Source organism: Pseudomonas sp. 10-1B, assembly GCF_000935045.1.
GTDB lineage: Bacteria > Pseudomonadota > Gammaproteobacteria > Pseudomonadales > Pseudomonadaceae > Aquipseudomonas.
On sequence record NZ_JYKS01000035.1, the window covers coordinates 119,869 to 131,115 of the forward strand.

An 11,247-nucleotide genomic window follows, 5' to 3' on the forward strand; every position below is an offset into this window, starting at 1 on the left:
GGGCTCAGGCAACGGCGACGACGTCGAGGATGCGCTGGACCACGCGGTCCTGGTCGATCCCCGCCGCCTCGGCCTCGAACGAGAGGATGATGCGGTGACGCAGCACGTCGAACAGCACCGCCTGGATGTCTTCGGGGCTGACGAAGTCGCGCCCGGCCAGCCAGGCGTGGGCGCGCGCGCAGCGGTCCAGCGAAATGGAACCGCGCGGGCTGGCGCCGTAGGCGATCCAGTCGGCCAGCTCGGCGTCGAACTTGGCCGGGGTGCGGGTGGCCATGACCAGCTGCACCAGGTATTCCTCCACCGCGTCGGCCATGTACAGGCCGAGGATTTCCTTGCGTGCGGCAAAAATGGCTTGCTGGCTGACCCGGCGCTCGGGCTTGGTCTCGCCGCCCAGGGCTTCGCCACGGGCCTGCGCCAGGATGCGCCGTTCCACTGCTGCATCGGGGAAGCCGATTTTAACGTGCATCAGGAAGCGGTCGAGCTGGGCTTCGGGCAGCGGGTAGGTGCCTTCCTGCTCGATCGGGTTCTGCGTGGCCATGACCAGGAACAGCGGCGACAGCTCGTAGGTGCTGCGGCCCACACTGACCTGGCGCTCGGCCATGGCTTCGAGCAGCGCCGACTGCACCTTGGCCGGGGCGCGGTTGATTTCGTCGGCCAGCACCAGGTTGTGGAAGATCGGCCCTTGCTGGAACACGAAGCTGCCGGTTTCCGGGCGGTAGATTTCGGTGCCGGTGATATCGGCCGGGAGCAGGTCGGGGGTGAACTGAATGCGATGGAACTGCGCCTCGATGCCTTCGGCGAGTTCTTTGATGGCCTTGGTCTTGGCCAGGCCCGGCGCGCCTTCGACCAGCATGTGGCCGTCGGCCAGGAGCACGATCAACAGCCGTTCGACCAGTTTCTCCTGGCCTAGGATCTGGGAGGAAAGAAAAGTGCGCAGCGCGATCAGCGCTTCACGGTGTTCCATCGGCGACGGTTCCTGGTATGGGGCCGCGGGCGGGCTGCAGGCAGCTGCCCTGGCAAGGGGTGATACTTTAATCCATCCGGGGGGGTGGCGACCAATGGCCGCTGGGAAATTTATCCGTGCCGTGGGCCATGCAGGTACAGAAATGTCTCGTGTATGGCTGGCCATTGGCTGATGGTCCGCTGTCGTGTCCTGGCGCCTGCTTGTGCTTTTTGGCCAAGCAGGATGCCCGAAGATGGAACAGAACAACTGCAGCACTGAAATCACTACGCCGATCACCCTGCGTTTCGGCGTGTTCTTCGATGGCACGGGTAACAACCAGAGCAATGTGATGCTGGCGGATGGGCAGGTGGGCAAGGGTGCCAGTTATACCAACGCCTTGAGCAATGTGGCCCTGTTGCACGCGCTTTACCCGGCGGAAGGGGCAAATGCCGACGGGACCCTGGCGTTTCTCAAACGCTATGTCGAAGGTGTGGGCACCCTGGCGGGTGAGGCGGATCATGCCTATGCCTCGGCCACCGGGCGGGGGCGCACGGGGGCTGAGGCCCGGGTGGCCGAGGCGTTGCAGGGCATAGTCGAGCAACTACTGGCCTGGCGTCGGGCGCATCCGCGGGCCGCGCTGGAGCGGCTTGAATTCGATCTGTTCGGTTTCAGCCGCGGCGCGGCGGCGGTGCGGCATCTGGCTAACCTGTTGCACGATGACACGGGCGGGCGGTTGCCGGTGGAGTGCGGCACCGCGATCAACTTTATTGGCCTGTTCGACACCGTGGCGGCGATCATTGCGCCGTTGCAGGGTGATTTCGACCCCGCCGACGACCGCCATGGTGGCCTGCGCCTGGGCCTGTCTGCGGGCATTGCACGCCAGGTGGTGCAACTGGTGGCGGCGGACGAGGTGCGGCACAACTTCCCGCTGGTGTGCAGTGGCCATGACATCGTACTGCCGGGCGTGCATTCGAACATTGGTGGAGGGTATCCGGAAACCACGCTGGAGCAGGTGCTGTTGTGCAAGCCGCAGTCACAGCGGGTGCCACAAAGCATGCACGCCGAGCAGAGCCGCGTGCATGCCACGGCGACGGCCTTGCTCGGCTCGGTGTTCGCTGAAATGGGCGAACCCAGGCCGCGGGTGCGGACCTGGGAAGAGCCGATTGCTGGCGGTAGGCCGGATGAGGCGCAAAAACAGGTTTATGCGGCGGTGTACCGCGAGCGGGAAGTGGCGGGGCAGCTCTCGCGGGTATACTTGAGTGTGATGCGGGCGTTGGCAGTGCGGGCTGGCGTGCCGTTTGCGCCGTTGGGCGGGCAGGCCGAGCATCGGTTGCCGGATGAATTGCTGGCAATCAGCCGCAAGTTGCATGCGTTTGCCTTGGGGGAAACTGAGCAGGTGGGGTTGAACGAGGATGAGCAGCGGCTGTTGCGCGATAGGTACGTGCATGCGTCGGCGAACTGGAATGCGTTGAAGGGCTTGCGTAACAGTGTGCTGGATGTGCTATTCGTCAATCGACCGGGGGTAGCTGGGCGAGTGGTGCATGAGAACCCGGGCAATGGCTAATGCCAGTCAGTTAAGGTTTCTGCAGACTTTACTGGGGCTGCTTCGCAGCCCTTCGCGGGCACGCCCGCTCCCACAGGGACCGCGCATTTCCAAAGCTCAGCGCCAAACCTGTAGGAGCGGGCTTGCCCGCGAAGGGCCGCAAAGCGGCCCCGGCAATATCCGCGGCGAAGCTGAGAAAGCGGGACCGCTGCGCGCCCCGTCGTGTCGATGAGATTCAGTTACCCGCGCCCAGCGCGTCCAGCAGGCCTTTCAGATAAGTGCTGCCTTGCGCATCCAGCGGCTGCAGCGGCAGGCGTGGGGCGCCGACATCCTGGCCGAGCATTTTCAGGCCAGCCTTGATGGTGGTGGGCAGGCCGCGACGGGTGATGTATTCCAGCAGTTCGTACTGGCGGTAGAACAGCGCGCGGGCTTCGCCCAGGTCGCCTTGCTGTACCGCGTCCCACAGTGCCAGGTTCAGTGCCGGGACCAGGTTGGGCGCGGCGGTGCACCAGCCGCTGGCGCCGGCTACCAGGGCTTCCAGGGTGAGCGGGTTGCAGCCGTTGTAGAAGGCCACCTGGCCATCGCTGGCTTTGAACAGGCGGTGCATGCGCTGGATGTCGCCGGTGCTTTCCTTGACCATGGTCACCTTCGGCACTTCGCCGAGGATGCGCAGGATCAGCTCTACCGACAGGTCGGTGCCGCTGGTGCCCGGGTTGTTGTAGAGCATGATCGGGATATCGATGGCCGCGCCGACCGCCTTGTAGTGGGCAACCACTTCGGCTTCGGTGAGCTTCCAGTAGGAGATGGGCAGCACCATCACCGCCGTGGCACCGCACGCTTGCGCCAGGCGGGCGCGTTGTACGGTGCGTGCGGTGGTCAGGTCGGAGACGCTGACCACGCTGGGCACGCGCCCGGCAATCCGTGCCTGGCTGAAGCGCACCACGGTTTCCCATTCGCTGTCGGACAGATAGGCCCCTTCGCCGGTGCTGCCCAGCGGCGCGATGGCGTGCACGCCGGCTGTGATCAGGCTGTCGATGGACGTGCCCAAGGCATCCAGGTCGAGCGTGCCGTCTGCCGTGAAGGGAGTGATGGTGTAGCCAATAACGCCGCGAATTACAGGTGTAGACATAACCAGGCACCTCTGCCGTTGTTGAGGAAAACGTACAACTTCGATCAGCCCAGGCAGTCGCCATGGGCACGCAAGGCACGGCGCGCGTAGTAGCTGAACGCGGCGCCATGACGTTTAGGGGTGGAGATCCAGTCGTGGGCTTCCTTGCCCAGTGCTTCGGGGATTGGGCGGATATCACCGGCGCCCATGGCCAGCAGTTGCATCTTGGCCGCGCGCTCGAACAGCAGGGCGAGCACGCAGGCTTCCTCGATAGAACGGCCGGCGATCAGCAGGCCGTGGTGGGAAAGCAGGATCGCGCGCTTGTCGCCAATCGCCCTGGAAATGATTTCGCCTTCCTCGTTGCCCACGGGTACACCGGGCCATTCCTTGAGGAATGCGCAATCGTCGAACAGCGGGCACAGGTCCATGTGCGAGATGGCCAGCGGTACTTCCAGCATCGACAGGGCGGCGCTGTGCAGCGGGTGAGTGTGGATGATGCAGTTGACGTCGGGGCGGGCGCGGTACAGCCAGCTGTGGAAACGGTTGGCCGGGTTGGCCATGCCGCGGCCTTGCAGCACGGTGAGGTCTTCGTCCACCACCAGCAGGTTGGAGGCGGCGATTTCGTCGAAGCCCAGGCCGAGTTGTTGCGTGTAGTAGGTGCCTGGCTCTTGCGCCCGGGCGGTGATTTGCCCGGCCAGGCCAGAGTCGTGGCCGCCGTCGAACAGGATGCGGCAGGTGAGCGCGAGTTTTTGCCGTGGTGTGTAGGTATTATCGGCCAGTGCAGTCAGCATCTGCTGCTGGGCGAGTTTGACCAGTTGGTCCTTGGGGGTGTGCATGGTGGTCGTCATGGGCGGTACCTGCATAGGGAAGGGGATTGCTGATCGGTGGGATACCGTCAGGACACATAACGATATTAATGACACAATGTGTCATTAGCAAGCGATGTGTCATTGCCCTGAAGCTGTGCAGGCACTTGAGGGGGGCGGGAAAAACCTCGTACTATTGCGAACGATTTTCAACCGCGATTCATTGCATTCAAGGAGGCGAGGATCATCGTGTCAGCCCGCGAGCCTGTCGATGCGCTTTATCGTGACCACCACGCGTGGCTGCTGAACTGGTTGCAACGGCGCCAGCCATACGGCGACCAGGCCTGCGATGTGGCGCACGACACCTTCCTGCAGGTGTTGTTGCGCCCCCAACTGGTCGCAGGCCTGCGCCAGCCCAGAGCCTGGCTGAGCAGTGTGGCGAAGGGGCTGCTGATTGACCGTTACCGCCGGCAGAAACTCGAGGCGGCCTACCTGCAAGCATTGGCCCAGCTTCCCGAAGCCGAAGCGCCCTCTGCCGAGCGGCAACTGATGCTGTTGCAGACGCTGCTGCAGATTGATGCCTTGCTCGACGGCCTGCCAGCCAAGGCGCGCATGGCGTTTCTGCTGTCGCGGCTCGAAGGCATGAGCTACCAGAACATCGCCATCCAGCTGGGTATCAGCCTGAGCAGTGTCGAGAAGTACATGGCCAAGGCCATTCGCCATTGCTACCAGATCAGCCTCGACCAATGACTGATAAAGTGCTCGACCAGGCCATCGACTGGCTGGTGAAGCTCGAGTCGTCGCAGCATGCGCCTGCGTTGTGTGCTGCCTGCCTGGCCTGGCGCCAGGCCGATCCTCAGCATGAGGCGACCTGGCAGGCGTTGCAGGAAGCGCAAACCTGCTTTGCCCAGGCCCGTGAACTGCCTGCCGGGGTAGCGGTCAGCACGTTGGGCGACCCTGGCCGCCGAGCCGCGGTGAAGGCCCTTGCGCTCGGCCTGCTGGGCCTGGGTGTGGCGGGTGGCACCGTGCAGCAGTCACCCTGGCGCGTCAGCCTTGCCGACTACAGCACGACTACCGGCGAGCGCCGTCGCTTCGCGCTGGCCGATGGCACCGAGGTGCGGCTCAACAGCAGGAGCGCGGCCAATGTGCGTTTCGGCCAGCATGAGCGCTTGGTCGAACTGCGCGAAGGGCAGGTGCATGTGAAGGCCGGCCCCGATCCGTTGCTACGCCCGCTGTGCGTAAGCTCGGCTCAAGCCCGGTTCCTGGGCACCGATTTCGACCTGTGTCAGGAAAAAGACCGTACGCGGCTGACCGTTGACCAGGGCACAGTCGCCATCCACTTGCCGGGCCAGGCTCCCGTGCCCGTTCAGGCGGGGGAGCAGTTCATGGTCGATGTCGCAGGCGCGCGGCGTATCGAACACCCTACCTTCGAAGGCTCGGCCTGGACACGCGGCCTGCTGATCACCCGGCAGATGCCGCTGCAGGAACTGGCCGCGCAATTGGCCCGCCAACGCAGCGGTTGGGTCGGCTGCGACCCGGCAGTGGCTGGGCTGCAGGTTTCTGGCGTATTCCAGCTCGACGATACCGACAATGCCCTGCGCACGCTTGCCCATACGTTGCCCGTGCGCCTGATGTGGCGGACCTCGTTGTGGGTCCGCATTGTGCCTGCCTGAAAAAAAGTGCCTGCCCGGTTACGGGGTTTTACCGGGCTCTTCGACAAGAAGAAAAAACCAGCACTTTTCAGGAGCTACCCCTCGATGAATCTGTTGTCCCGGTATCGTCCCACCTTGCTCGCCCAGGCCATTCTCATCGGCTCGGGATTGGGCCTTTGCCAGCCAGCGCTGGCGCAGCAGCCCAGCCAGCGTTATGACCTGCCTGCGGCACCGCTGGACCAGGCACTGAACCGCTTTGCCGAACAGTCCGGTATCAGCTTGCCCTACGAGCCGCATCTGGTCGAGGGCAAGCAGGCTCGTCCGGTCAAAGGCGAGCTACCCATTGAAATGGCGCTCTACCTGCTGTTGGAGGGCACCGGGCTGACTGCCATACAAGCCGTAGATGGCAACTGGTCGCTACAACCGGCAGGTAAAGATGCTGGTGCGGCGCTGGAGCTTGGCACCACCATGATCGAAGGCCAGGGCATGGGCATGATGACCGAGAACACTGGTTCGTACACCACCGAGAAGGTCAGTATCGGTTCGAAGACCCCGACTAGCCTGCGCCAGACGCCGCAGTCGGTGTCGGTGGTGACCAGCCAGGTCATCGAAGAGCAGCGCATGACCGACCTTGCCGATGCCATGAAAGTCACTCCGGGCATCACCGTCAAGAACAACAACTTCCGCCTCTCGGACTTCTATTCGCGCGGTTTCAAGATCGAGAACATCCAGATCGATGGTGCTGCGCCGATGGCCCTGGGCACCACGTCGGGCAGCTTCTACTCGAACAAGAACTACGACATGGTCGAGTTCGATCACGTTGAAGTTCTGCGCGGATCATCCGCGCTGTTCGGTGGTACTGGCGACCCGGGCGGCATGATCAACCTGGTGCGCAAGCGCCCGTTGGACACTTACCAGCTCAAGGTGGACATGTCGGCTGGTAGCTGGGACAACTATCGTACTCAGTTCGATGTCACCGGCCCGCTCGGCTTCGATGGCAAGTTGCGCGGCCGGCTGGTGGCCGCTTATACCGACCGTCAGTACATGCTGGACGACCGTGCCACGGAAAAACCGATCATCTACGGTATTCTCGAGGCCGACATTCTGCCGGACACCACGCTGACCCTCGGTGGCCGCTCCGAGCGCATTCACGAAACTGGCTCTGGCACTGGCCTGCCGCGCTACAGCACCGGCGCCGACCTGGGCTTGTCGCGCAGCACCAGCCTGACCGAGAGCTGGGCCTATCTGGATGGCCGCTCCCAGGAGGTGTTCGCCAAAGTCGACCACAAGTTCAATGACGACTGGAAAGCCAACGTCACCTACACTCAGACCCTGGATTCCGGTTTCAGCAAGAGTGCGTTCAACTTCGGCGCGGTCAACCCGGTCACCCTCGACGGCCCGGCCTGGAGCGGCAACGTCAACCAGTACCGCAGCGACCAGAAACTGTGGGACGCCAACATCGCCGGTAAATTCCAGGCATTCGACCTGCAGCATGAATTCCTCATGGGTGTCGACTACCAGAAAATTACCAGCCAGTGGGAAGGCACCATGCAGTCGTCCGGCTCTGGTGGCCCGATCGACGTGTTCAACCCAGGCTCCACGCCGTGGGCGATGCCGCCGACCAACAAGGACTTCTTCCGCGACTACAGTCCCAACACCCAGACACAGTACGGCCTGTACTCGACCTTGCGTCTGCAGTTGGCCGAGCCGCTGCACCTGATCGTCGGTGCTCGCGCTCAGCGTTACAAGTTCGAGCAACTGTACCGCGCACGCAACAACGGGGTATGGAGCGTGCAGTCGGACATCGACACGCGCGAACCCACCAAGCTGGTGCCATACGGCGGCCTGGTCTATGACCTGAACGACGAGTGGTCGACTTACGTCAGCTATGCCGAGATCTACAAACCGCAGCAGAACAAGCTGCAGGGTCCGCTGCCAGGCAGCTCGATCGAGGCGATGAAGGGCAAGACCTATGAAACCGGGATCAAGGGTGAGCTGTTCAACGGTGCAGTGAATGCCTCGGTGGCGCTGTATTACACCAAGCGTAACAACGAGGCGGTGGTCGACCCGAACTACCAGCTCACCAACGTGCTGTTCGGTGGTAACTGCTGCTACCTCACCCAGGGTGAAGTGGTCAGCAAGGGTATCGATATGGAGCTGACCGGTGAGATCCTGCCGGACTGGAATGTACTGGCCGGCTACACCTACAACAACAACCGCAACCGCCAGGACAGCACGGCGTTCAGTAGTATTACCCCCAAGCACCAGTTCAAGCTGTGGAGCACCTACCAGTTGCCGGGCCAGTTCCACGACTTCAAGGTCGGTGGTGGAGTGAACGTGCAGAGCGCCAACCTGGTCAGCGGTACCGCCAGTGTGATCGACAGCGCCGGTAATGTGCTGCGTAACGAAGCATATGATTATCGTCAGGGCGGTTACGCGGTGTGGAACGCCTTGGTCGAGTACAAGATCGACGATCACTGGACTTTGGCCTACAACGCCAACAACATTTTCGACAAGACCTACTATGCCACGCTGGGTTCTTCGGCATCGGGTAACTGGTATGGCGACAAGCGCAACCACATGCTGACCCTGCGTGGTACGTTCTGGTAAGAATGACTAGCCCTGCGTTGGTTCGGCGCTGATAAAGCAGGCTACGCGGTCGCTCACAAGGGATCGCGTACGCCATGGTTATCGGGCCTTCTTCTCCAGAATCCGCGCCCCGTACCTTCCTGGGCCAGCACATCCTCAGGGTTGCGCAGCGGGCAGTCTTCCAGCGACAGGCAACCGCAACCTATGCAGTTGTCCCGCAACCGCTTTCCCTGATGGCACCGAGGGATCTGGGCAAGGTTCTGGCTTTATGCGCCTATGCAGAGAATGTCGGGCTGAGTGACCGCATCCTTTTGCCGGTACTGCCGGAAGGCGTTGGCAATGGCGCTGATCAGTTGCGCGTCGCTGATCGGGTCCAGCCCGGGAAAGCGCTTGCCGTAGCAGCTGCCGCCATGGGTCAGCACGGCCTCGACACTGTCATCATGGTCCAGGTACACCTGCCTGATCGCCTGGGCTTCCAGGTTCTTTTCATCTTTGCAGCGCAGTGCATGGTGGATGGCCAGGGCCGCACCGAAGGCCAGGGCCGGGGTTTCAATGCCATGCTTGCGGGCAAGGTCGATGCTGCTGAGGATGCGTTCGTTGCGTTGTAGCTTGCGCAAGGGGTCGCGGCCGACGCGGGCGCACGGGTCCTTGAACGAGGTTTTGCAGCGTTCGAGAAATGCATCGGCAAAACGGCTGATCACCTCGGCCATCCGCGGGTACTCGGCCTCCAGTGCGGGCGCCACTTCCTGGCGAATCAGGCGCTCGGCCAGTGCACTCACGCGGGCATCGCCCATGCCTTGGCCCACCCAGGCATGCCCCAGCAGGCTGGCGTACCAGGCAATGATCGCGTGCGGGCCGTTCCACAGGCGGTTCTTGATGACCTGGATCTGGGCAATGTCCGGCACCGTCTGTACCTGGCGCAGGCGTTCGAGCAGGTCGCTGCCGCGCTCCACATAAAGCGGCATGTCGGCTTCGCTGTTGAACAGCACCAGGTGCAACTGACTCATTGCACTGCTGGGTTGTGCAAAGGGCCTGAAGTGACCGAGCAACCGTTCGTACTCAGCCAGTGGCGCCGAGGTCTTCCGGGTAGCTGCAGGTTCGTCTTCCAGGCTGTTCTGGAACATCTGCGACTTGATCCGCAGTTGCCGGAGCAGTGCGTCATTGCCCAGCTTGGAGACGATGCGGCTGACCACGGTTTCGGCGAAGTGGGTTTTTTGCAGTACTTGCTCGCAGATGGTCGGTGGGCAAAGTAACGCCAGCTCGGCGTGCACATGCCGGCGCACGAACGCGGCGCCGCCGACCTTGTTCAGCACGATCAGCAAGGTCAACTCGCGGCCGCGGCGTTCGAAGCGCTGCAGCAGGCCCTGGGCAATCACTTTGGCCTGGCCTCTGATGGCCTGCTCGGGCAAGCTCAGGCCGATGATTTCGGCAGTGCTGTACATGTCGATCACGGCGGCATCGTCGTCCAGGTCGATCATGCGCACATTGTCGATGGTCTGGTCGAACGAGGTGGCACCATAGCGCACGCTGTAGCGGCCGAAGGCACTGACACTTTCGCGCAGCATGCGCGAGCGGGTCGCGGCGATGATTTCGCAAGGCCGCGTATAGCCGTCCCAATGGGCAAATACCTGGGTCAGGTAACCGCCGCCGATGGCGCCGAAGCCATGAATGCCCACGCGGAACTGGTTCAACGAGGCCGGGAATGGCTCGCTCAGCGCTGGCATGCCCAAGTCGGGTACACACTCGCTCAGGTCGGCGAGAAACTCCGGCATGTTGCGATAGGCCTTGAGCGCGCCGGCCCTGATTTCGGCAGCTGGCGGCTTGATGTCTTCGATCAGGATCGCCTGGCCTTCGGCACGCATGGCCGAGAGCATGCCGTTCTCCGAATCCTCGACCATGAAGCACTGGTCTGGCGCGCAGTTGAGCGCGCGGGCGGCTTTCAGGAAAATTTCGGGGTGGGGTTTGCCCTGGCTGACCTCATCGCCGCACACGGTGATGTCGAAGTATTTCAGCACATTGGCGTTGATCAGGTATTCCTCGGCGATGGCGCGGCGGCTGGAGGTGGCGACTGCCATGGTCAGGCCCGACTTGCGCAGGCGCTCCAGCACTTCCAGCAGGCCGGCTTTGATCGGCACACCGTGATTGCGTACGTATTCCAGCTCCAGTTCATCCGCACGCTGGCGGATCTCGGCATACGGGAAGTGTTCACCATTGTGCGCCTTGGCCAGGGCTTCAGCCTTTTTCGCGCTCAGGCCCAGTGAGCCGATCAGGGTGTGCTCACCCAGTGGCTTGCCGAAGATCTCCAGCGAGGCTTGCTTGAGTGTCTTGAAGCGCAAGCGCTCGGTGTCGAAGAGGGTGCCATCCATATCGAAGATGGCGCTGAAGATACGTTTACCGTGAAAGAAAAGCATGGGTTGTTGCCCCTTGTTGATGCGTCAGACATCCCGCCTGCAACAGGCGAGTACGGTGTGCGAGCTGCAGCGGTGGCAGTCAGGTAGGGGGCACACGGTCGACAGGGGGGCGCTCGGGGGTGACGCAGAGGTAGGGCGGGGCGGAGCGGGGGGTACAGAGCAGGCTCTGTCTCTTCTGCACATCTGACGCTGCCG

8 protein-coding genes and 1 pseudogene are annotated in these 11,247 nt (G+C 62.7%); 4 read left to right on the forward strand and 5 right to left on the reverse strand.

The genetic code is table 11. From position 1 onward, the window contains the following. Positions 1-4: 4 nt before the first annotated feature. Positions 5-964: an AAA family ATPase gene (locus tag TZ03_RS19635; protein ID WP_051099837.1), complete on the reverse strand. Its 960-nt coding sequence runs from the start codon at positions 962-964 to the stop codon at positions 5-7. 232 nt (positions 965-1,196) lie between these two features. Between TZ03_RS19635 and TZ03_RS19640 the strand changes: the two genes are divergently transcribed. Continuing rightward, the gene (locus TZ03_RS19640; protein WP_051099838.1) at positions 1,197-2,507 is read left to right on the forward strand and encodes a T6SS phospholipase effector Tle1-like catalytic domain-containing protein; all 1,311 of its coding nucleotides are present in this window, start codon (positions 1,197-1,199) and stop codon (positions 2,505-2,507) included. Between the two features lie 214 nt (positions 2,508-2,721). Here TZ03_RS19640 and TZ03_RS19645 read toward each other — a convergent pair whose 3' ends face one another. Next, entirely contained in the window at positions 2,722-3,615 is an 894-nt protein-coding gene (locus tag TZ03_RS19645; RefSeq protein WP_051099839.1) for a dihydrodipicolinate synthase family protein, read from the reverse strand. 44 nt (positions 3,616-3,659) lie between these two features. Further along, positions 3,660-4,442 carry an aldolase gene (locus TZ03_RS19650; RefSeq protein WP_051099840.1) on the reverse strand — a complete coding sequence of 261 codons (783 nt, stop codon included), beginning with the start codon at positions 4,440-4,442 and terminating at the stop codon, positions 3,660-3,662. A gap of 207 nt (positions 4,443-4,649) precedes the next feature. Between TZ03_RS19650 and TZ03_RS19655 the strand changes: the two genes are divergently transcribed. From TZ03_RS19655 to TZ03_RS19665, 3 genes are all read left to right on the forward strand, one after another. Beyond that, complete coding sequence (locus TZ03_RS19655; RefSeq protein WP_201775725.1) at positions 4,650-5,150, forward strand: sigma-70 family RNA polymerase sigma factor; 501 nt, start codon at positions 4,650-4,652, stop codon at positions 5,148-5,150. Continuing rightward, positions 5,147-6,073 carry a FecR domain-containing protein gene (locus tag TZ03_RS19660; RefSeq protein WP_051099842.1) on the forward strand — a complete coding sequence of 309 codons (927 nt, stop codon included), beginning with the start codon at positions 5,147-5,149 and terminating at the stop codon, positions 6,071-6,073. The genes TZ03_RS19655 and TZ03_RS19660 overlap by 4 nt, the downstream gene beginning before the upstream one ends. 84 nt (positions 6,074-6,157) lie before the next feature. Further along, complete coding sequence (locus TZ03_RS19665; RefSeq protein ID WP_051099843.1) at positions 6,158-8,662, forward strand: TonB-dependent siderophore receptor; 2,505 nt, start codon at positions 6,158-6,160, stop codon at positions 8,660-8,662. A gap of 78 nt (positions 8,663-8,740) precedes the next feature. Here TZ03_RS19665 and TZ03_RS32035 read toward each other — a convergent pair. Both TZ03_RS32035 and mtlD read right to left on the reverse strand, forming a co-directional pair. Further along, positions 8,741-8,856 (reverse strand): annotated as a pseudogene (locus TZ03_RS32035) (redox-sensitive transcriptional activator SoxR); the annotation flags it as partial. A gap of 51 nt (positions 8,857-8,907) precedes the next feature. Then, positions 8,908-11,052 (reverse strand): bifunctional mannitol-1-phosphate dehydrogenase/phosphatase, encoded by a 2,145-nt coding sequence (mtlD, locus tag TZ03_RS19670; RefSeq protein WP_051099844.1) that lies wholly within the window; start codon positions 11,050-11,052, stop codon positions 8,908-8,910. Positions 11,053-11,247: the final 195 nt, after the last annotated feature.

Excerpts from the sequence above, each read along its gene's own strand:
- TZ03_RS19635 (WP_051099837.1), bottom strand. The coding sequence starts at position 964 with ATGGAACACCGTGAAGCGCTGATCGCGCTGCGCACTTTTCTTTCCTCC.
- TZ03_RS19640 (WP_051099838.1), top strand. The coding sequence starts at position 1,197 with ATGGAACAGAACAACTGCAGCACTGAAATCACTACGCCGATCACCCTG.
- TZ03_RS19645 (WP_051099839.1), bottom strand. The coding sequence starts at position 3,615 with ATGTCTACACCTGTAATTCGCGGCGTTATTGGCTACACCATCACTCCC.
- TZ03_RS19650 (WP_051099840.1), bottom strand. The coding sequence starts at position 4,442 with ATGACGACCACCATGCACACCCCCAAGGACCAACTGGTCAAACTCGCC.
- TZ03_RS19660 (WP_051099842.1), top strand. The coding sequence starts at position 5,147 with ATGACTGATAAAGTGCTCGACCAGGCCATCGACTGGCTGGTGAAGCTC.
- TZ03_RS19665 (WP_051099843.1), top strand. The coding sequence starts at position 6,158 with ATGAATCTGTTGTCCCGGTATCGTCCCACCTTGCTCGCCCAGGCCATT.
- mtlD (WP_051099844.1), bottom strand. The coding sequence starts at position 11,052 with ATGCTTTTCTTTCACGGTAAACGTATCTTCAGCGCCATCTTCGATATG.